The 22,042-nt window shown below is 61.0% G+C and carries 15 protein-coding genes and 1 pseudogene; 4 read left to right on the forward strand and 12 right to left on the reverse strand.

The features are described 5' to 3' along the window. The 3 genes and pseudogenes from V1T76_RS19640 to V1T76_RS19650 all read right to left on the reverse strand — a co-directional run. A pseudogene (locus tag V1T76_RS19640) lies at window positions 1-115 on the reverse strand (ABC transporter substrate-binding protein); the annotation flags it as partial. A gap of 125 nt (window positions 116-240) precedes the next feature. Beyond that, window positions 241-1,095, reverse strand: coding sequence for a tryptophan 2,3-dioxygenase (kynA, locus tag V1T76_RS19645; RefSeq protein ID WP_330562353.1), 855 nt, complete (start codon window positions 1,093-1,095; stop codon window positions 241-243). Between the two features lie 132 nt (window positions 1,096-1,227). Then, window positions 1,228-2,319, reverse strand: coding sequence for an ABC transporter substrate-binding protein (locus tag V1T76_RS19650; RefSeq protein ID WP_330562354.1), 1,092 nt, complete (start codon window positions 2,317-2,319; stop codon window positions 1,228-1,230). Between the two features lie 558 nt (window positions 2,320-2,877). Between V1T76_RS19650 and V1T76_RS19655 the strand changes: the two genes are divergently transcribed. The 4 genes from V1T76_RS19655 (at window position 2,878) to V1T76_RS19670 (ending at window position 11,141) form a co-directional block, all read left to right on the forward strand. Then, window positions 2,878-6,210 carry a transglutaminase family protein gene (locus V1T76_RS19655; protein ID WP_330562355.1) on the forward strand — a complete coding sequence of 1,111 codons (3,333 nt, stop codon included), beginning with the start codon at window positions 2,878-2,880 and terminating at the stop codon, window positions 6,208-6,210. A 33-nt stretch (window positions 6,211-6,243) separates the two neighbouring features. After that, window positions 6,244-8,649 carry a circularly permuted type 2 ATP-grasp protein gene (locus V1T76_RS19660; protein ID WP_330562356.1) on the forward strand — a complete coding sequence of 802 codons (2,406 nt, stop codon included), beginning with the start codon at window positions 6,244-6,246 and terminating at the stop codon, window positions 8,647-8,649. 42 nt (window positions 8,650-8,691) lie between these two features. Next, window positions 8,692-9,567: a transglutaminase family protein gene (locus V1T76_RS19665; protein ID WP_330562357.1), complete on the forward strand. Its 876-nt coding sequence runs from the start codon at window positions 8,692-8,694 to the stop codon at window positions 9,565-9,567. A gap of 137 nt (window positions 9,568-9,704) precedes the next feature. Beyond that, entirely contained in the window at window positions 9,705-11,141 is a 1,437-nt protein-coding gene (locus tag V1T76_RS19670) for a serine protease (RefSeq protein WP_330562358.1), read from the forward strand. A gap of 41 nt (window positions 11,142-11,182) precedes the next feature. Here the strand turns inward: V1T76_RS19670 and V1T76_RS19675 are convergent, their stop codons facing one another. The 9 genes from V1T76_RS19675 to V1T76_RS19715 form a co-directional block, all read right to left on the reverse strand. Then, window positions 11,183-12,241: an ABC transporter ATP-binding protein gene (locus V1T76_RS19675; protein WP_330562359.1), complete on the reverse strand. Its 1,059-nt coding sequence runs from the start codon at window positions 12,239-12,241 to the stop codon at window positions 11,183-11,185. A gap of 10 nt (window positions 12,242-12,251) precedes the next feature. Then, window positions 12,252-13,541, reverse strand: coding sequence for an MGH1-like glycoside hydrolase domain-containing protein (locus tag V1T76_RS19680; protein ID WP_330562360.1), 1,290 nt, complete (start codon window positions 13,539-13,541; stop codon window positions 12,252-12,254). Window positions 13,542-13,584: 43 nt separating this feature from the next. Continuing rightward, complete coding sequence (locus V1T76_RS19685) at window positions 13,585-14,817, reverse strand: carbohydrate ABC transporter permease (RefSeq protein WP_330562361.1); 1,233 nt, start codon at window positions 14,815-14,817, stop codon at window positions 13,585-13,587. Continuing rightward, on the reverse strand, window positions 14,814-16,118 hold the full coding sequence (locus V1T76_RS19690) for a sugar ABC transporter permease (RefSeq protein ID WP_330562362.1): 1,305 nt from the start codon (window positions 16,116-16,118) through the stop codon (window positions 14,814-14,816). Before V1T76_RS19690 ends, V1T76_RS19685 begins: the two co-directional genes overlap by 4 nt. Window positions 16,119-16,317: 199 nt before the next feature. Next, window positions 16,318-17,667, reverse strand: a complete 1,350-nt coding sequence (locus tag V1T76_RS19695) for an ABC transporter substrate-binding protein (protein WP_330562363.1) — start codon at window positions 17,665-17,667, stop codon at window positions 16,318-16,320. Window position 17,668: 1 nt separating this feature from the next. Beyond that, window positions 17,669-18,775 (reverse strand): LacI family DNA-binding transcriptional regulator, encoded by a 1,107-nt coding sequence (locus V1T76_RS19700; protein WP_330562364.1) that lies wholly within the window; start codon window positions 18,773-18,775, stop codon window positions 17,669-17,671. Window positions 18,776-19,071: 296 nt separating this feature from the next. Beyond that, the gene (gene rbsD / locus V1T76_RS19705; RefSeq protein ID WP_330562365.1) at window positions 19,072-19,482 is read right to left on the reverse strand and encodes a D-ribose pyranase; all 411 of its coding nucleotides are present in this window, start codon (window positions 19,480-19,482) and stop codon (window positions 19,072-19,074) included. Window positions 19,483-19,509: 27 nt separating this feature from the next. Then, the gene (locus V1T76_RS19710) at window positions 19,510-20,691 is read right to left on the reverse strand and encodes a GAK system CofD-like protein (RefSeq protein ID WP_330562366.1); all 1,182 of its coding nucleotides are present in this window, start codon (window positions 20,689-20,691) and stop codon (window positions 19,510-19,512) included. A 70-nt stretch (window positions 20,692-20,761) separates the two neighbouring features. Beyond that, a complete protein-coding gene (locus tag V1T76_RS19715) occupies window positions 20,762-22,018 on the reverse strand; it encodes a glycerate kinase type-2 family protein (protein WP_330562367.1) in 1,257 nt (418 codons plus the stop codon). Between the last annotated feature and the right edge of the window lie 24 nt (window positions 22,019-22,042).

The raw sequence follows: 22,042 nt of genomic DNA on the forward strand, positions 1-22,042 counted from the left end.
GACCCGCACCACCACCGGAGAGCGTCGTGATCATGCCGACCTTCACCGGTTCGGCCTGGGCGGCTCCTGCCAGAATGGCCACCAGACTGGCGGCCGCAGCAAATTGTTTCAACATAGGAAATCCCCTCTCTTAAGTCCCTTGAGCCCGCTTGCGGGGCTCTTGAAACGACACTCTATCGGCACATTCGCGGATGGCAAACATGCAATTCGTCATAGAGTGAGAGGAGCGCTCCCTTTACTTTAAAGAGCGGTGCGCACGTGCCAGAGTTCGGGGAAGAGTTCGACCTCCAGCATGCGTTTCAGATAGGTCACGCCGCCGGTGCCGCCGGTCCCACGCTTGAACCCGATCACCCGTTCCACGGTGGTGACATGATTGAAGCGCCAGCGGCGGAAGTAGTCTTCGAGATCGACCAGTTTTTCCCCGACCTCATAGAGCGCCCAATGGGCGGCCGGGTCCCGGTAGACCGTCTGCCACAGAGCCATGATCTCGGGGATTTCGCGATGCGGGGCTGACGAAGGCTCGGCGATGGCGCTCTCCGGCACATCGAGCCCCTGCCTGCGGGCAAAGGCAAGCACGACCTGATAAAGGCTCGGCCGCGCCAGTTCCGCATTCAGCAGGGCAACGCTTTGCGCGTCATGCTCATGCGGGCGGATCATCGCCGTGTTCCGGTTGCCCAGCGCAAATTCGATCAGTCGGTATTGCAGCGACTGGAAACCGGATGACATGCCGAGCGCATCGCGGAACTGGGTGTAGTCGCTCGGCGTCATTGTCCGCAGCACGTCCCAGGCCGAATTCAACTGCTCCATGATGCGGCTGACCCGGGCAAGGAGCTTCATCGCCTGCGGCATGTGATCATCTTCAATGGCCTCGCGGGCGGCGTTCAGCTCATGCAGCATAAGCTTCATCCACAATTCCGAGGTCTGATGCTGGATGATGAAAAGCAATTCGTCAGACGCATCCGACAAGGGCGCCTGTGCGTTCAATATTTGTGTCAGGCCCAGATAATCACCGTAGGACATCTTGTCCGCAAAGCGCATCTCGGCGCCTTCCGATTCCGGATTATAGGCTTTTTCCGGCTCGACTTTATCGTTCATGCTTTTCCCCGCGGGTCCCTTCAAACGACCGTTTGAGGCATCTATAGCCTCCACACGGCAGAGTTGGATAGGAGAGATATCAAGAAGACACGACAAAACGGCCGGATACCGCCGTCTCCCTCCGGAAAGGTTTTAATTGCTGCCGGCAGCGTCCAGAATAGCCGCGGCAGAGAAGTCGTAGTGGCTGCGGCTGGAGATTGATTTGCAGAAGCCTGCAAAGTCTATCTTGTCCCAGTTGCTGTCCCCCAGCCGGGATAGATAGACGTCCACATTCTGCGAGGTGATGGGCGACATCGTGAACATGACATCGACAGAAACTTCGCTCTGGATGCGTCTGAAATAGTGGTCCCTCAGCATGACAATCGCCCAGGCGCCCGCGAAAAAATGACCACCGTGGGTCATGGTCAGCTTGCCCGATTTCACCGAGTCCATCCCCCGGGTCGACCAGTTGAGCCCTGCAAACAAAACGTCCTTGCCGATATGCAATCCGGCCTCGGCCGCTGCCCGTTGTGCGCCGAGAGCAATATCGTCGTTCGCGCCCCACACCACATCGATCCGCGTCCGGTTCAGGACATTGCGCGTGCGCACGAAAGCAAGTTCCTCATTCCAGCTCACCGGAATGGCATGGACCAGTTTGACATCGCTGTTGTCCGCGACGGCGCGCATCATGCCGAGTTCGCGTTGAAGGCCGGCAGGTGTGGTCGTGTCGCCTGTCAGGGCAAGCAACCGGATTTCTTTTACCTGCGGATGAAGCCGCCGCGCCTCGTCAAACAATGACTGTGCCATGTCGTACCCGGCCGTTTCATTGTCTGGAACGATCGAGGCAATGATGGCGCGCAGATCGATATTCCGGCGTTCGAGCTCGACCCTTTGCTGGGGTGTCAGCTTGTTGAGCAGGAACAGAACCTTGCTGGGCTTGCCTTCCATCAGCTGCATCAGCCGGGCTGCCGATTGGTTTTCGTTGACCAGGATGAAATAGTCCGGCAGGTCACCCTGGTCCAGACGGTGCTGGAGCAGTTCCTGCATGCCGTAGGGACGCCTGTTTGCATAAAGGATTTCCAGGTCGACATTCAGATCGGCGGCAGCCGCAGCCATCGTTCTGGACACATCTCCCCAAAAGCCCTTTTCCCCACCCGGATTGATGAAGGTCACGCGAAAGTCCGCCGCCTGAACCACACCGGCCGCAATCCAGAACCAAACCATGCACAGCAGTCTGACGAACATATCTACCCTTCGCACTTCAACCTTGCCCGCCACGGCCTTCCCGTCCAACCCGCCTTCAGGGACCAGACCAGAACCCTGGATCTGAAGCCCATCGGGTTCATGTGAACCACGCCACACATTCTGAAGAAGCGGCAAGCATTTCCGCGGACTTCAGTCAGGCAACACCCATGATTGTCAGGAACCGGCCTTCAAGACAGCCTGCGAAGGAACCGGGTTTGGCAGGACAACTGCCACCAGCCCGTTTGCAGACAGGCGGCACCTTGATCTGATTTTCTTAATCAAAGCAAAATCAGCGCTGAAAAAGCACGTTTCAAAACCGGCGGCGTCGGAACCATCGCATCGTGCTTAACGAACCCTGACCAACCGAACGTGGGTCTGAGCGACCACCTACCTAAGCGTCAGCCTCGTCGTCCTGACAAAGCGGTTCGCTGGGCGCTTCACCGCGCGCTTCGGCTCGTTTGCAAGGCCAAACTGCCTACAGAAAGACGTGGTTATACGTTTGATTTTGTGAAAACCTGAGATCCGCGCCTTGAAACGGACACTACCGGGATCCTGTTAATGTCAATTCGTGCAAGTATTTATCACCTCACCCATTACCGATACGACCGTCCAGTTACCTTGAGCCCGCAGATCATTCGCCTGCGGCCGGCCCCTCACAGCCGCACCCGGGTCCTCTCTCACTCGCTGAAGGTTTCGCCCGAAGGGCACTTCGTCAATCACCAGCAGGACCCCTACGGCAACTGGTTGTCCCGCTTCGTGTTTCCCGAGCCTGTGCGCGAATTCAAGATCGAGGTGGATCTGGTCGCCGACATGGCTGTCTACAATCCGTTCGATTTCTTCGTCGAGGAAAGCGCGGAGGAATGGCCTTTCGACTATCCGCCGGAACTGCGCGAGGATCTCCAGATCTACCGGCGGCTCGACCCGACTGGCCCGCACATGACCGCCTTCCTGGAAACGGTCCCGAAGGATCGCCAGAGGACCGTCGACTTCATCGTCGGACTGAACGCAAAAGTCGCCCAGACCGTCAACTACGTCATCCGGATGGAGCCCGGCGTCCAGACACCGGAAGAAACCTTCGAAAAAGGCACCGGGTCCTGCCGCGATTCCACCTGGCTGCTGGTGCAGGCTCTGCGCCACCTCGGCTTTGCCGCAAGGTTTGTCTCCGGATACCTCATCCAGTTGAAACCGGACCTCGAAGCACTGGACGGGCCTTCCGGCACCGATCACGACTTCACGGATCTGCACGCCTGGGCCGAGGTTTTCCTGCCCGGTGCCGGCTGGATCGGGCTGGACCCCACCTCTGGTTTGCTGGCGGGTGAAAGCCACATACCGCTGGCCGCTACCCCGCATTATGTCAACGCCGCGCCGATTGTCGGCATGGCGAGCAAGGCGGAGGTAGACTTTTCCTTTGATATGAGGGTCGCCCGCGTTGCCGAACATCCGCGCATCACCAAGCCGTTCTCCGACGACGCCTGGTCCGCGCTCAACCAGCTTGGCACCAAGGTCGACCGCATCCTGTCGCAGGAAGATGTCCGCCTGACCATGGGCGGCGAGCCGACCTTCGTTTCGATAGACGATTTCGAAGCCGCCGAATGGAACACCGATGCTGTCGGTCCAACCAAACGCCAGAAGGCCGACATCCTGATCCGCCGTCTGCGTGAACGGTTCGCCCCTGGTGGTTTCCTGCATTACGGCCAGGGGAAATGGTATCCGGGCGAAACACTGCCCCGCTGGACCTTTTCGCTCTACTGGCGGCGCGACGAAAAACCCATCTGGAAGGACCCGGCCCTGATCGCCGAAGAAGGCGACGACACCAAAGCCAGCGCCGAACAGGCAGAGGCGCTGCTGCAGGAAATCGCGACAAAGCTGGAAATCGATACGGACTATGTCGTGCCTGCCTATGAGGACCCGGCAGTCTGGCTGGTGAAGGAAGCCAATCTGCCGGAAAATGTCACCCCAAAAAATTCCAAGCTGGAGGATGCCGAAGCCCGGCATCGTATTGCCCGCGTCTTCGACCGGGGACTGACCGAACCTGCCGGGCATGTGCTGCCGATCCAGCGCTGGCAGTCGAAGGCCGGCGGACACCGCTGGCGGTCCGAGCGCTGGAAGCTGCGCCGAGATGCGCTGTTCCTCGTTCCTGGAGACAGCCCTGTCGGCTACCGCCTGCCGCTGGAATCCCTGCCCTATGTTCCACCGGCCCAATACCCCTACACCAACATCGCCGACCCGACCGTGCCGCGCGACCCTCTGCCGGAGTTTCCCGCCGGCCAACGCGCCGACCGCAAGCAGAATGTCGCCCATTTCACCGCTGCTGAAGGCCAGCAGGACCGGCAGGAGCAGACCCTGCCTGAGGGTGAACTCGGCGAAGCGTCCGTCAGAACCGCTCTGTCAGTGGAAGCTCGCGACGGACGGTTGTGTGTCTTCATGCCGCCGGTGGAGCGCATCGAGGACTATCTGGAACTGATTTCGGTTGCGGAAGCTGCCGCGGCCGACCTCGACCTGCCGGTCCACATCGAAGGGTATCCGCCCCCGACCGACCCGCGCATGAATGTCATCCGCGTCGCTCCGGATCCGGGCGTGATCGAAGTCAACATCCATCCCGCGTCCAACTGGCAGGACTGTGTCGCCATTACCGAAGGCGTCTACGAGGAAGCCCGCCAGTCACGGCTCGGGGCCGACAAATTCATGATCGACGGCAAGCACACCGGTACCGGTGGCGGCAACCACGTGGTGGTTGGCGGCGCGACGCCGCTCGACAGCCCGTTCCTGCGCCGGCCCGATCTTCTGCGCAGCCTGATCCTGCACTGGCAGCGTCACCCGAGCCTCTCCTACCTTTTCTCCGGCCTCTTCATCGGCCCGACGTCGCAGGCACCACGTGTTGACGAAGCCCGGCACGACGGCCTGTACGAGCTGGAAGTCGCCCTGGCCCAGATCCACCGCCCCAACGAAGGCGCTGCCCCGTTCCCGTGGCTGGTCGACAGGCTGTTGCGCAACCTTCTGGTGGATGTCACCGGCAACACCCACCGGGCGGAAATCTGCATCGACAAGCTCTACTCACCCGACGGCCCGACGGGGCGGCTGGGTCTGGTCGAATTCCGCGGCTTCGAAATGCCTCCGGACCCGCGCATGAGCCTTGCCCAGCAACTGTTGTTGCGGGCCCTCATCGCACGCCTGTGGCAGCAGCCGCTGTCCGGCAACCTGACCCGCTGGGGCACGGCCCTGCATGACCGCTTCATGCTGCCGCATTATGTGTGGACGGATTTCCTCGATGTTCTGGGCGATCTGGAGCATCACGGTTTTCAGATGCGTCCGGACTGGTTCGAGGCCCAGGCGGAATTCCGTTTCCCCTTCTGCGGGGAGATTGAGGTGGACGGCGTACACCTGGAGCTGCGCCAGGCGCTGGAACCTTGGCACGTCTTGGGCGAGACCGGCGCCATCGGCGGCACTGTGCGCTATACCGACAGTTCCACCGAACGCCTGCAAGTCAAGCTCACCACCAGCGATCCGGACCGTTATGCCGTCACCTGCAACCGCCGCACCTTGCCACTGAAGAAAACCGAAACCAACGGAGTTTCGGTCGCCGGTGTCCGCTACAAGGCCTGGCAGCCGGCGATGGCGCTGCATCCGGTGCATCCGGTCGACGCCCCGCTCACCTTTGATATTTTCGACCGGTGGAGCGGCCGGGCGCTTGGTGGCTGCGTCTACCATGTTGCCCATCCGGGTGGACGGAACTATGAAACGTTTCCCGTCAACGGGAACGAGGCAGAGGCCCGCCGACTTGCCCGGTTCGAGCCGCACGGCCACACGCCCGGGCTCTATCTGCCGGGGCTGGAACGGCCGCATCCCGAGTTTCCGTTGACGTTGGACCTGCGCAGACCGCAGAATGTCTGACGGACCGGCAGCCCCGCCGATTGGAAACAACGTATGAGCTTGGACGAAAACGCAGAAACCGGAGCGCTTCGCTACGGCCTCTTGAAGGCCTATCGTCCCTTTCCGGATGTCTCTGACGAGCTGTTGTTTCCTGACGGGCGGGTGAGACCTGTCTGGCGGCCGTTTCTCGATCATCTGAGCGCATTGACGGCAGAAGAAATCACCGAGCGGTTTGCGCGTGGCAATCAGTATCTGAACGATGCCGGTGTCTATTTCCGTCAGTACGGGCAGGATGGGGCCAACGAACGCGAATGGCCGCTGAGCCATATTCCGGTGATCATCAGCCAGGACGACTGGCAGGTGATCGCGGACGGCCTGACGCAACGCGCCGAACTGCTGGAACAGGTCGTTGCCGATCTTTACGGCGACAACCGGCTGGTGACGAATGGCTATCTGCCTGCAAGCCTGATTGCCCAAAGTCCCGAATGGCAGCGTCCGCTCGTAGGCATCAAGCCGAAATCCGGGCACTTTCTGCATTTCCTCTCGTTCGAGATCGGCCGCGGGCCCGACGGCACCTGGTGGGTCCTCTCCGACAGGGCGCAGGCGCCGTCCGGTGCCGGCTTCGCGCTGGAAAACCGGGTCGCCACAGGGCGCGTCTTCAACGAGTTCTTTGCCCGAGCGAACGTTCATCGGCTCGCCGGATTTTTCCGCCGGTTCCGCGATCACCTGGTTGAGCTGCGCGGAGAGAGCGACAGCCGCGTTTCCATCCTGACGCCAGGTCCCCTGAACGACACCTATTTCGAGCATGCTTATATTGCCCGCTATCTCGGCTTCATGCTGCTGGAAGGCGAGGACCTGACGGTTGAAAACGGCAAGCTGATGGTTCGCACGGTTGCCGGCCTGAAACCTGTCAGCGTTCTGTGGCGGCGCCTCGATGCCGGCTGGGCCGATCCGGTGGAACTGAACGAAACCTCCCAGATCGGCACACCGGGCCTTGTTCAGGCCGTGCGCAGCGGCTCTGTAACCATGATCAACGCGCTCGGCACCGGCATCCTGGAAACGCGGGCGTTGCTGGCGTTCCTGCCGCGCATCAGCGAACATCTGCTCGGCGAACGGCTGAAACTGCCGAATGTCGCGACCTGGTGGTGCGGCGAAGAGGGAACGAAAGCCTACGTGAAGGAACACGCGGAAGGCATGATGTTCAGCCCCGCGCTGTCGACCGCCCTGCCTTTCACCTCCTCCCAGACCGATTTTATCGGCAAGGATTTCGGCAAGTTCCACAAGGGCATTCTGGAAACCTGGATCGACAGCAAGAGCGACAAGCTCGTCGGACAGGAAGCCGTTACCCTCTCCACAACACCTGCCTACGACAAGGGTCTTCTGGTTCCCCGGCCGATGAGCCTGCGGGTGTTTCTGGCCCGGACCGCCAACGGCTGGGAAGTGATGGCAGGCGGCTTTGCCCGGATCGGCCAGACGGAAGATGTCAGCGCCATTGCCATGCAGTCCGGTGGATCCGCCGCCGACGTCTGGATCGTCGGCGGCCAGAAGCCTCACAAGGAAACCCTGCTTCACCAGACGGAATCGCCTTTCTTCAAATCGCAGACAGGCTCTCTGCCCTCTCGCGCTGCTGACAACCTGTTCTGGCTCGGCCGCTATGTTGAGCGGGCGGAAGGCGCGGTTCGGCTGCTGCGGGCCTATCACGCCCGGCTGATGGAAACGGCAGATCCGGAAGCCCCGTTGGTCGCCCTGACGGCGGAGTATCTCGACAAGATCGGCATGTCACCGGCCGAACCGGTTCCGGCAGGTTTGTGCGACATGCTGCAATCGGCCGTCGCCAGCGCGGCGAAGGTGCGAGACCGGTTTTCCGTTGACGGCTGGCTGGCGCTCAACGACCTGGCCCAGACCGCAAACGGCGTCAGGCTCACGATGCACGCCAATGCCGACGTTACACGGGCTATGGGCCTGCTCCTGCGCAAGATCACCGGCTTTTCGGGCCTCGTGCACGAGAACATGTACAGGTTCATCGGCTGGCGCTTTCTGTCCATCGGCCGCGCATTGGAACGTGCCCACCGGATGGCCGATCTCCTGTCTGTCTTCACCGCAAAGGATGCACCGGAAGGCTCTCTTGAACTGCTGCTTGAGGTGGGCGACAGCGCCATGTCCATGAGCCGTCGCTATGCGGTTTCCCTCAGCCAGGCCACGGTGCTGGACCTGCTGGCAATGGACATCAAGAACCCGCGCGCGGTGCTCTATCAGCTCACCGACATGAAAGACCATATCGGCGTCCTGCCCAACGCGACGGAAAACGGACACCTGTCGGAGCTGGCCCGCTCCGTCCTGCAGGTTCACACCCTTTTGGCAATCGCCACTCCGGAAACCCTGACACCGGAGTCACTTGCCGATCTTCGGGACCAGATTGCCTATCTCTCCGTGGAGCTGACCGATGCCTATATCCGCTGACATCCGGCCGCGTTCCCCCAACACGCCCGACGTGAGGCGCCCTTGCTCTACGATGTAACGCTTGAAATTACCTACGATTATGCCAGTCCGGCCAACTACGGTCATCACGCGCTCAGGCTGATGCCGGCAACCATTCCCGGCGAGCAGACATTGATGTCCGGGCAGATCCACATCGTGCCCGGCCCGTCCGAGCGGCACGACCGTGTGGACTTCTTCGGCAACGCCGTCACGGATGTCGCCTACCGGCGCAGCCACAGCGACCTCGCTTTCAAGCTGAAGGCCCGGATCGACAGAATCGCAATGCCGGAGGAACTCGACATTTCTCCACCGCTGAACGCCCTGCCGAAGGAACTTTCCGCAGTCCAGTCCCTGGCACCCAAGGCACCGGTGCATTTCCTGTCCGCCTCCCCGCGTCTTCCCCTCGACCCTGCCTTCGCGGTCTATGCGCAGGATCTCGTGGAGCCGGGCATGAGCACGATTTCAGCCATGGAAGCCATCGGCAAAGCCTTGAACCGGGACATGCATTTCGACGCTGAGGCCACGACGGTGGACACCCCGGCCCTTGATGCCTTCGAGCGCCGCCACGGCGTCTGCCAGGATTTTTCGCACATCATGATCGCCTGCCTGCGAAGCATCGGAATACCGGCAGGCTATGTCAGCGGCTTTTTGCGCACCATCCCGCCGGAAGGCCAGGAACGGCTGGAAGGCGCCGACGCCATGCATGCCTGGGTCATGGCGTGGTGCGGCATCGAGATCGGCTGGATCGAATACGATCCGACGAACGCGCTCCGGGTCGGCCAGGATCATATCGTTGTCGCCCATGGCCGTGACTATGGCGATGCGGCTCCGGTGAAGGGTGTCTTGCGAACCTCCGGGTCCCAATCGACCGATCACAAGGTCGATGTTGTTCCGCTTTGAAACAATCGTTTTGCCATCCCGACGTCTGAACATTGCCTTTGGATATTATCGCGAGATATCCCCGGCTGAGCCGGGCGCACCTGTTTCCATCAGGGCCGGTTTGGTAAAATGTGGAACGCGACCAAGGGGAGTTGGTTATGCGTTCTTTGCTTCATGCCATCGTGTTTTTGCTGGTCTCGGCCGGTACCGTGCAGGCAGGTTATGACCAGTCCAGGAACTGGTTCCATGCCAAGGACTGGAGAGAACGGGTCCGCATCCAGTTCCTGCTGGTTTTCACTGGCGATTACGCCTCCCAGGTGGATGGCACCTTTGGCAAGCTCACCTACAACGCGCTGACCACATTCCAGAAACATCGGGAGTTCTTTCCGGATGGTGTGCTCGATGACGAGCAGATGCAGATCCTTCAACGCGACGGTCTCGACCTAGTCGAGCGGGTCGGCTTCGAAACCTATAAGGATGCCATTGCCGGACTGCAGCTTGGCGTTCCGCGAAAACTCTTCGAACCGTCCACCCAGACACCACGCGGACACCTGTGGCGGGCCTATGACAACAGTATCGAACTTGAAACGCTGCAGGTCCCCAAAGACGAGACCACCTATGCGGCCCTCTACAAGCGGCTGACCGACACCAGCGACGGCAGGACCGTGGAGCACAAGCAGTTCCGCAACGATTACTTCGTCGTTTCTGGCCGGCAGAACGGACGCGATTTCTATCTGCGCATGATGAAGACCACTTCGGACAGCCGTGGTTTCTCGCTGGCCTGGCAGGCGCGTCATGCCGTCTTCATGGACCGGGTAGCCGTTGCCATGTCGAACAGCATGACGTTTTTCGACGGAACGGACGAGGAGAAACTGGACGCGGTCACATCGGCGCCCGCACTGCAGCTTCCCGAACCCGATAGCCGCACCGATCCGCTGCCCAAGGAAGCGCGCAAGGATGTGTCCGGCCGCAAGACATCTTCATCCGGCAGCGGTTATTTCCTGACCACGGAAGGCCACATCGGCACCAATGCGCATGTGGTCGGCAACTGCCGGTCGCTGGATATTCCGGGCCATGGAACAGCAAGACTGGTGAAGGCCGATACGGAAAACGATCTTGCGATCCTGCAGCTCGACAGCAAAAAATCGGAACATGCTGCGCAATTCCGGTCCGAACAGCCGATTGTGCGCGGCGAGGAAATCTTCGTGATCGGCTACCCGTTTGCCCAGATCCTGGACAACAACCTGAACTTCACCCCCGGCATGATCTCGTCACTGGCGGGCGTGAAAGGCGACAGCCGTCAGTTCATGCTGACGGCACCGGTCCAGCCCGGCAATTCAGGCGGCCCTGTTCTTGACCGCACCGGAGCCGTCGTCGGCACCGTTGTGTCCCGTCTCGACACGTTCAAGACGCTGAAGCTCGCCGGTGATCTGCCGGAGAACGTGAACTTCGCCGTGCGCGGAAAGCTGATGGCGCAGTTCATGGAAGAACTCGGCCTTGCGCCGCGCTACAACACGATCACCAGCATCAAGAGCCCGACGCGGATTGACGAGGAAGCCTCGCAATACACCGTCCTGGTGCTCTGCCGGAACTGAGCCTGCCGAAAAGAGATCCCTTCGTTCCGGCAGGCCTGACTTCAGCGGATGGCCTTGTCCTCTGCATCGAAGAAATGCAGGCGGCTTTCGTCGAAGGTGAGACCGACACGGGTGCCTTCCTCCACTTCGTCCGCCCCGCTGATGCGCACCAGGATCGTGTCCAATCCGTCGAGTGCCACATAAAGGAAGGTGTCGGCCCCCAGGTATTCGGCGACTTCCACCGTGCCGCTGCAATGCCCCTCACCCGGCGCGGTGATGCCGATGTGCTCCGGGCGAATGCCCAGTTTCACCGGCACCTGCGCGCTTCCCGCATGAGGATAGGGACCGCCGCCGTGCCCGCGCAGCGAAAATTGCCCCTCTTCCAGCGAACACGGCAGCACGTTCATCTTCGGCGAGCCGATGAACTGGGCAACGAACAGATTGTCAGGCCGCTCGTAGAGCTCCCGCGGAGACCCAACCTGCTCGATCCGGCCGGCCTGCAACACCACGATCTTGTCGGCCAGCGTCATCGCCTCGACCTGGTCATGGGTCACATAGATCATCGTGGTGCCCAGGCTCTTGTGCAGCCGCGCGACCTCAAAGCGCATTTCAACGCGCAGGGCCGCATCCAGGTTGGACAGCGGTTCATCGAACAGGAAGGCGCTCGGCTCACGCACGATCGCTCGGCCGATGGCCACCCGCTGGCGCTGACCGCCCGAAAGCGCCTTCGGGCGCCGGTCGAGATAGTCGTCCAGCTTCAGAACTTCGGCGGCCGCATTCACCTTGCGGTCGATCTCGGCCTTGGGAAAGCCTGCCGTCTTCAGGCCGAAGCCGACATTCTCGCGCACCGACATATGCGGATAGAGCGCATAGGACTGGAACACCATCGACAGCCCGCGCCCGGAAGGTGGCAGCGCCGTCACGTCCTTGCCGTCGATCTCGATAGCGCCGCGGCTGGTTTCCTCCAGACCGGAAATCAGACGCAGCAGTGTTGATTTTCCGCAGCCGGAAGGTCCGACAAATATGACGAATTCGCCGTCCTTGATATCGAGGTCGATCCCCTTGATGACCTGCAGGTCGCCGAACCATTTTTCGACCTTGTTGAGCTGGATCGCTCCCATCGCGTCCCCCTTAGGCTGCCTGCTCGGCGTGTGAAGGCGAAGCCCAGGTCAGCCAGATGGCCGACGTCCAGGAGAACGAGCGCCCACCTGCGCCCGCCCCTGTTTCCGGACTGAAATATTCGGCAAAGCCCCCGGTTTCGATCAGCCGCGCCGTATCGGCCCGCAGCCGTTCGGCCCGGGCGGCATCGCCCGCTTCGGCAAAGCCCTTTGCTATCATGTAGTTGATCATCGCCCACACCGGCCCGCGCCAGTAGCGCAAGGGCTCGTAGCTGCGGTGGTCAGGATCGTAGGAGGGCATCAGATAATCGACTTTTGCTGCGATCCTGTCGAAATGGTCCTGAAGCGCCGCAAGCGTCTGCGGATCGGCGAGCCCTGCATAGAGCGCCAGGAAAGAAGCGCTGGAAAGGCCATCGGTCTGCTTGCCGCTGCGCTCGTCGAAAGCGACATGAGCCTGGACCTCATCGTTCCACAATGTCCTGCTGCCTTTTTCCATCGCAGCGATCCAGCCCCGGATCTCATCGGCTTCCGCTCGCCTGCCGAGTTTTTCAGCCAGCGCGAGTAGGTCCCGGTTGGCACGCAGGAAGATGAAGGTCACTCCAGGATCGGCGACGAAGAAGGGGCAGGTCTCGGCAACCTTTTGCGGATCCCATCCAACCTTGCGGCAGGCCGCGACGATGCTGAGGTAACGGTCGTAATCCTCCTTGTGCGGCCGCATGGCAGGGTCGACGTGCGATGTATCCTTGCGCTCATACGGACCAATGTCCTTCACCTCGACCGCCCGCAGCGCTTCATCCCAGTCCGGCAAGTTGTCCCGGCCGGATTCCCAGGGGTGAATAACGGCAATGACCCCAAGCTTTTTCGGGTCGCGATAGGCCAGGTACCAGCGGTGCCAGGACATCAGCTTGGGCAACAGCGCCTCTGCCCGTTCCAGCGCCTTGCCGGTGCGGTCAGCCTCCACCAGACTGTGAACGACGGACGCGGCCACGGGCGGCTGGGAATGTCCGGAACTCGGGATCGGGCCGCCATCGGTACCCCAGACACTCGGTCCTGGAAAATAACTCGGGTCATCCTTGCGGAACAGGATGTGCGGCACCATTCCGTCGCGCCACTGGCCCTCGAACAGCATCTCGATTTCCTGCCAGGCGCGGTCCTGGTCGAATTCCGCAAACCCCAGCGCAACGAAGACGGAATCCCAGTTCCACTGGTACGGATAAAGCCCCTTTGTCGGGATCGTATATCCGCCCTGGTCGTTTTCGGTCAGGATGGCTCTTGCCGCCTGGTCTAGATCTGTGTGTGCCACAGCAAACTCCCTTGGGCTCTTCACAGCCCCTTCTCTTGATCGTTCAACCCTTAACGCTGCCGGCCGTCAGGCCCTGGACAAGGAAACGTTCGAACCACAGGAAAATGAAAAGGACGGGCACGGTCGCAATCACCGCGCCCGCCATGAGGTGCTGACGCGGCACCTCGGAGGAATTGAGGGACACCACGCCGCGCGATAGCGTGAAGATGTCCGGATCGTCCAGGAACATGAACGCGAACAGGAACTCGTTCCAGGCGATCATGAAGACGTAAAGCGAAACGGAGGCCAGCGCCGGCAGGGACAGCGGCAGGGTGATCTTCAGGATCACGCCGATGCGCGACAGCCCGTCCATCAGCCCGGCTTCTTCCAGTTCCGACGGCAGACCGCGGAAGTAGCCCTGCAGCATGTAGAGCGCGACCGGGATCGTGGTGGCCGGATAGACGATCAGAAGGCCGGTGAGCGTATTGCGCAGGCCAAGCTGCGAAAACACCGCATAGAGCGGGATCACCAGAACGATGGCCGGCACCATGTAGATGAGCAGCACGGAACGGGCAAGGAACGCCTGCCCCGGAAATCGCAAGCGCGACACCGCATAGGCACCCGGCACCGAGAACAGCAGCGTCAACACGACAGTTGCCACGGATACGAAGGCGGACACCATCAGGTAACGGCCGAAATTGAACTGCGTGAACAGCTCGACATAGGATCGGAACAGACCGCTGATGCCCTGACTGACATCGATCGAGAGGTCAAGCGGGTTGGCGAGCAGCGCCTGCTGGCTTTTCAGCGACGTCATGATCATGACGTAGAACGGTAGGGCCACGATGATGGTAAAGACGACGAAGCCGATGCCCTTGGCAATGCGGATATAGATGACCTCACGCTCGTAGCGCGACATGGCGCCAAGCTGTGCGCCGCTGAGACAGATGGCATTGGCACCTGCAACTCCGGCGATAAACAGCACCAGACCTAGCCCCTGCCAGAGAGTGTGCTGCCCAAGCGACAGACCGAAGGGCGCAGCAAAGGAAGCCGCGATCAGGACGACCAGCAGGACAGCTGCCGAAAGGCCCCTGTCCACCATGGCACCAGCGTGGCCCGCCGACTGCCTCCAGACCAGAACAAGAGCGCTGACAAGCCCGGCAAGACCCGCAGCGGATGCCTGCGGCAGGGCCACGTCGCCGGTGACCAGTGTCAGCGTGACCCCGATCACCACCATGGCTGTCACGCCCCAGATCAGGCCCGTCAGGGCAACGAGAAAGATGCTGCCGGGTTTCATAGCCCTTCCTCCTTCGGCGAGAAGCGGATGAACAGGGTGGCGAAGGTGACGAGGACGACGAAGACGACAACCGCGACTGCCGCACCGGCGCCGAGATTGGACAGGGCAAACCCCTGTTCATAGACATCGACGGTCAGCGTGCGGGTGCCTGCATTGCCGCCGGTCAGCAGGAAGATGTCGTCGAACTTGTTGAAGGTCCATATGAAGCGCAGCAGGAACAGGACCGAGAGGATGCCCATGAGCTGCGGCAGCGACAGGTACCAGAACTGCTGCAAGGGCGTCGCCCCGTCCATTTCGGCAGCCTCGTACATATCCGTGTTGATCGACTGCATGCGCGCTAGGATGAACAGAAAGGACAGCGGGAAGTAGCGCCACGCCTCAAAGGCGATCACCGTCGTCAGCGCCAGCGGAAATTCCATCGGAATGCCGAAGAAGGAAAACTCGATGGCCCGCTGGCCGAAGAAATTGATCGGATCGGTGACGACGCCCATTTTGGTCAAGAGGGCGTTCAGCGTGCCGGAGAACGGGTCGAACAGCACCACCCAGGTAAAGGCGACGGCAATCACGGGTGACACATAGGGAAACAGGAACAGGCCGCGCAGGACACCCCGCCCCGGAAAAGCCGTGTTGAGGAGCTGCGCCGCGAAGAGCCCCAGCACGAGGGCTCCGCCCGTGCCGAAGATGGTGTAGTAGAAGGTGATGCGCAGCACGGACCAGAATTCGTCCGCGCTGAAGATGCGGCTGAAGTTCTCGAACGTGAATTCGAAGTTGGTCAGCACGTTGTTGGCGTCCCCGGTAATCACCGGTTCGCTCGCCCGTTCGGGTCGATTTGCATCCAGAAATGCTTGTGTAACCGTTCCCACCAGCTCGACGTCGCCGCGCCAGCCGGGCGCCACCGTGCCAAGGTCACAGGTCATCTTCGAGCCGTTCAGGGAACAGCTTTCGGAGTGCGAGGTCACCGTGAAGCCCTCGGGCACCACATCGCTCAGCGTCACGTTGCGGATTTCCTCGTCCTGCGAGGAGTTGCGCAGCCGGTATTCCAACCGGGCCTCGTCGCCCGGTGCTTTCGGCCGGCCGCGCACCCGTTCGTTGACGAGCACGGTCGGCGGCCGCAGGTCTGCAAGCTGAACCGGTTTCACGCTGATCCAGAAATTGGCAAGCAAAGGTCCGGCAACAATCATCAGGATGATTGCAAATGTCGGTGCCAGCATCAGATAAGCCAGCCACATTTCGCGCCGTTGCATCGGGCCGATGCCTTTCGGTGGCCCTGAGGACGCTTCAGCTTGGGATTTGGTGTTCATGTTTCCGCCCGGGGTCTTGATCCCGTTCTGCCGTTGGCCCCATGCGGCACCAACCGGCAACTGTCTTGATTTCCATCAGGTCTGCGGGCCTGGCCGCAGCAGACGATGGGGAAGGACCGGGCATCCGATAGACGCCCGGTCCGGGTCGTTATGTGCGGGCTTTCCCACCCCTCGTGGGGTCTTGAGGGGTGGAAACGCGTTACTGGATCTTGGCCAGTTCTTCGTTGAGCTTGGCAACGGTTGCCGCTGCATCGCGCTCGTCGTCGATGTATTCACGCACCAGACGGTTCATCACCTGGCTGTTGATCATCTTGGAGGCGAGCGAAAGCTGGCCTTCCTTGACGCCCCAGCGGCTGGCTGTGTCGAGACCTGAAACGATGGTCTTGATGGTGTCCGCATCGTAGAGATCGGTCAGCGGTGCCTTGCGGTCGACGCCGACTGGAAGCTTCGCCCAGCCGTCGACAAACTCGGTCGGATTATCGGCCGTGCCACGGCGGATCGGGAACTTGCCTTCCGGCGCAATCGACAGCGTCGAGAGGTACCCCTCATCCATGGAGAACTCGACGAATTGCATGGCTGCTTCCGTATCCGCATCATTGGTGATGCCGAAATAACGGATGTCAGCCCAGGCAGCGCCATCGGGATTGGACGGACCGGTCAAGGTGGTGACGACACCGGTCTTGGACGCAAGTTCCTTGGAGGTCGGGTCATCGGTGATGGTCGGCGGGGCGCTGTCACGCAGGCCTGCAAGCTCATCGAGGATGAATGGCGACCAGATGATCATGGCTGCTTTGCCGGCAAAATAAAGTTCGCGCGACTGCTTCCAGAACAGATCACCCGGAGGTGATGCCTTGGCGATTGCCTTGTAGAACTCCAGTGCCTCGACGGTTTTCTTCTCGTCCAGCGGCGCGAAGCCTTCTTCGCCCACCGGGCTCACACCATTGGCCAGAAGCACATGCTCCAGCACCTGGCTCATGAAGTTTTCATCCACCTTGGTAGCGGCAACGAAGCCGAACATCTCGGGCGGATTATGCAGCTTTTCAACAGCCGCAAGAATGTCTTCGTAGCTGTCCGGCGCAGCAAGACCGTTTTCTTCGAACAGGTCCTTGCGATAGATCACCATCTGGGTCCAGCCGTCCACGGGGACCGAGGCAACACCGTCTTCGACGGCAGCCATGGCAACCGCGCCCGGCGCAAAGGTGTCAGCGCCCAGCTTCTCGAACACCTCGGTTGCAGCTTCCGTGTCCAGAATGCCCGCTTCAGCCCAGGGCAGCGCATATTGCAGCGTGTGATAGATGACGTCCGGCAGGTCACCAGCAGCAAAGGCCGCCGTGGCGCGCGTGCCGAGGTCGGATTCGGTCACCGGAATGACATTCACCTCAATGCCGGTCTTTTCCTTGAACGCAGCGGCCAATTCTTCCTGCTTGGCCAGGCGCTCCGGCTGTTCTTCTGTCGTCCAGAACCGCAACGTCTCGGCCTGTGCGTCCGTCAGACCGAGCGCGAGAACGCCCGCGATGGTCGAGGCCAGAAATGTCGTCCTCCCAATCATATTACTCTCCCTTCCTGCCGGAATGTGGCTGTTGGTTCAGCCGGTCGCGGAGCGCGCTTGCAAGCGCCTCCGATGAATTTGCCGGAGCGCCGTCGGAGGCGCGCCGGATCAGGTTTGCCTTGGCAAGTGCCTGCAGATCCGTGGGGTTCTTGCCGTCCAGAACGTCGATCAGCATGCGCGCAACCCTGCCGCCTGCTTCCTGAGCGCTTTGCGAAAACGTCGTCAGCGGCGGGTCCAGATATTCGCCCACCGGCAGGCCGTCATAGCCGACAATGGTCACGTCGGAGCCGACCTTGAGGCCGAACTTGCGGCAGAACTGGACCGCCCCGATGGCCAGGGCATCGGTCACGCACAAAAGGGCGGTCGGCGGCGCCTGAAGCGACAGCAACGCCTCGGCTCCGGCAAAACCGCCCTTCTCGCTGAGTTGCTGGATGTCTTCCAGTGCCGGATCATGCGCAAGGCCCAGCGCCTCGAGCCCTTGCCGGTAACCCTCGCGCCGCTGAAGCGCGAAATTGAGTTCCATCGGACCGCCGATGAAGCCGATCCGCTCATGCCCGAGGCTGTAGAGATGGCGGACGCCATCGGCAAAAGCCGCTTCGTTGTCGATATCGAACCAGGCATAGCCGGCCGGATCGCGCGTTCGCCCGTGAGCGACAAAGGGAAAGTTATGCTCCCGCAGATAAGCAATGCGCGGATCGTCTACCTCCGTGCGGGTGACGATGAAGCCATCCACCTTGCGCCGGGCAATCAAGCGCTTGACGGTTTCGATCATATGGTCGCGTGAATGGGCCGTTGTCACCAGAAGGTCGAGCCCCAGTTCGTCGAGAGCCCTGGCGATGCCATCAATGAATTCCGAAAGGAATGGATCAGCGCCGCTGCCATGGCCAACGGGAATGACGATGCCGAGCGTGTCCTGGCGCCCGCGCTTCAGGTTGCGGGCGGTGGCGGACGGCTGGTAGCCGAGATCCTGTACCGCTTTCAGGATGCGCTTGCGGGTGGCATCGGAGATATCGGTGTAATTGTTGAGGACCCGCGACACGGTTCCCTTCGCAACGCCCACATGGCGCGCCACGTCATCAATGGTGACGGAATCGCGAAGTCGCGACATCGATCCTCCCTGCGAGCCTTTTCGGCTCGGGTCCCGGTCCGCCGCCGTTTTCGGCAACGGTTTGTTTTATTGGGAAAATTTTTACAAAACCGATTTTGTAAGTCAACAAAATCGGTTTCGGAGATGAAATATTTCTTTTTTGCAGAGCGGGAAGCAACTGAGGTTACAACGAAACATGCCGCTGCAACGTTTCGGAAAACAAAAAAGGAGGAGCGTTTCCGCTCCCCCCTTGCAACGATGGAAATATGGTCACAGGCCCTTGAAACGGACCCGGTCGCCCACGATTGCGGCGATTGTCAGAACGGCACCCCGGAAACGAGAATCAGGTTGGCGTAAGGCGTGCACTCTCCCGTACGGATAACGGCGCGTGCTTTCGAGCATCGCTCCTTGAAATCCTCATGCGACAGACGGACGTGTTCGATGGGCTTGCCGGTATCGGCCGCCCAATGTGCCAGCCGGACCTCGATCTGGGTGACCAGATCCTCCGAGGCTTCATCCGCGAAAACAGCCTGTTCGACGATCATTTCATCGGCCAGCGCTTCCAGAACATCGAAAAAACCCGGAACACCCGGGCTCACCGCCAGGTCGATCACACCGACATTGGCAGGCACCGGCAGGCCCGCATCCGCAAGGACGATTTCGTCCATATGGCCGAGCGAGGCGACAAGTTTGCTAAGGTGCCGGTTTAATAGCTTCGTACGTTTCATGGCCTTGTCCTGAATGTTCTGGGGTGCTTACGTGAGCGAGACCAGCGTTTCGCAAAGCGGCACGGGATCATAATAGGGTGCGGAAGCCTTGCTGACGAGAGCGAGCCGAACCACGCAAAGACCCAGTTCCCGCAGCCCTTCCGTTTCACTTTCCGGAACCCCCTGGTCGACGATCACGAAATTAAGCAGGCGGTCCACCGGGCAGTCGCTGCCCGCGTCCCGCCTGAGATAGGCAAGCAGGGTCGTCACCTTGTCCGCCACGCTCATGGTCCCGGTTTCCGGGTCATGCCCCGTTCCGGGCACAAAGACCTTCGGCACCGTTCGTGAGGCGATGGCTTTTCCGACGCCAGTCGGCAAGAGGTTGGCAATCAGGCTGGTATAAAAACTGCCGGGGGCATAGCAGATGATATCCGCGGTCTGGATCAGGCTCCGGTTGCGGTCCGGAAATACCGCCTCGGCCTCATCCTTGCCGGACAGGCCCTGATTGAGGAAAAGGGATTTGATCGGCGACACCAGCGGCGGATGTTCCTTGCCGGTCAGAAGATGCTGGCCGATGACCACCTCGCCATTCTCAAGCTCCGCGCCCAGATGCAGGTTGTCGTCCGTAACGGCCCGCACGGTGCCCTGCACCCCCACCAGCTTGGCCACCAGAAAGATGATCGGTTCAAGCTGCTTGTTCTGGTTGAGATAGCCCCCGGCCAGGATCAGGTTGCCGATACTGGCGCCCCTGAGATCGAAACTGTCCGGACGCGCGTCGTCAAACATGCCCAACTGGTTCTGGATCAGTGTGCGCATCGGCTGCTCGATGGCCGCCACCAGAACATGTCTCCCGGCAATCATGCTTTCCAGCTCACCCGCGAGATCCGCTTGCGCTGCCGATTTGGCAAACCGGTGCGTGAACAGGCGAAAGACATCGGGATGGCCGAGCACCGTCTCGTCGGCAAGGGCCATCAGCCGGCTTCTGAGATCGCCGATGGCCGGCATGTTGAAGGCAATGCGGAGGCCTTGAGAGCTGCCTCCGCTATCAAAGGGTGTGACCAGATGAATGGAATTATGCGTGTAGCGTTTCAGGTTCTGGGCAACACCGTTGAGCGCCGATCCCCCGCTGAAAAACAGCGTCCTCGGACCAAGCTTGGGGTTGGACAGAAACCGTTCGATCCGGAACGGATCGGGCAGGCGCGCCACACGGGTGATGGTGATTTCAGTCAAGTCCTGTCCCTTGGGATGTCCGGCCAGATCAGCCGGGTAAAGGAAGTGGGGCGCCTATCCTGCCAATGCGCTATCCGATCCATATGGCACGGAAATCATTGACATTCGTCAGTGTCGGTCCGGTGACAATCTGATCTCCGATCGTGTCGAAAAAGCGGTGAGCGTCATTGTTGAGCAACGCTTCTTCCACATGGGCCCCGGCCGTGTCCGCCCGGGTGAGCGTATCGGGCCCGATGACGGCCCCGGCCACCTCCGCAGCCCCGTCGACACCATCCGTATCGCAGGCAATCGCATGGATGCCCGGTGCACCACGCAAGGCGAAGGCCAGAGCCAGAGCATATTCGGCATTCGGCCCGCCGACACCTTCACCGCGCCGGGTAACCGTCAGCTCGCCACCGGACAGAAGCAGCAGGGGCCGGCTGCCCTCTGGCCGTTCGCTCTGGCGGTTCAGGGCCAGCTCGGCATGGGCGCGTGCCACGTCCCGCGCCTCACCCTCCAGCGCATCGCCCAGGATCTCGACATCGCAGCCCTCTGCCTCTGCAAGGCTTTGGGCAGCTTCCAGCGACTGCGAGGGAGCCGCGAAGATGACATTCGAGACTCGGCTGAGCTTTTCGTCATCCGGCTTCAGAACGCCGCTCCCGTCAGCCAGTACCTTCTGAACCGAGTCCGGCACTTCGATTTTCCACTGGTCGAGGATGGCCTTTGCATCGGCTGCCGTGCTTTTGTCGCCAACCGTCGGACCGGAGCCGATCTCGGCGGGATTGTCGCCGGGAACATCGGAAATCAGCAGGGTCAGCATTTTTGCCGGATAGGCGGCAGCGGCAAGCTGGCCGCCCTTCACGCGGCTCAGATGTTTGCGCACGACGTTCATCTGGCCGATCGCAGCCCCGGAGGCCAGAAGCGCCTGATTGACCGCCTGCTTCTCGGCAAGCGTAATCTCTCCCGCAGGCGCGACCAGCAACGCCGAAGCGCCGCCGGAGATCAGCGCCAGCACGAAGTCATCCTCACCCAGGCCGGACACCAGCTCGATCATGCGCTCGGTTGCGACAAACCCCATTTCGTCCGGAACTGGATGCGCAGCTTCCACGATCTCGATGCCCTCGCATGGTCGCGCGTAGCCGTAGCGCGTGATCACCAGACCTTCACAAGGTCCCCAGACCTTTTCAACCGCCTCCGCCATGCGGGCAGACGCCTTGCCCGCACCGATCACCACAACCCGGCCTGCCGGTTTTTCCGGCAGAAACCCGGCGAGGCTCTGCATCGGGTCGGCCACTTCGACGGCCCGCAGAAACAACCGCTTCAAAAAATCCTGAACGTTTTCGGCCATTGCACCACTTCTTCCGTAAATCGT

It is taken from the genome of Roseibium sp. FZY0029 (assembly GCF_036350355.1).
Taxonomy (GTDB): Bacteria; Pseudomonadota; Alphaproteobacteria; order Rhizobiales; family Stappiaceae; genus Roseibium.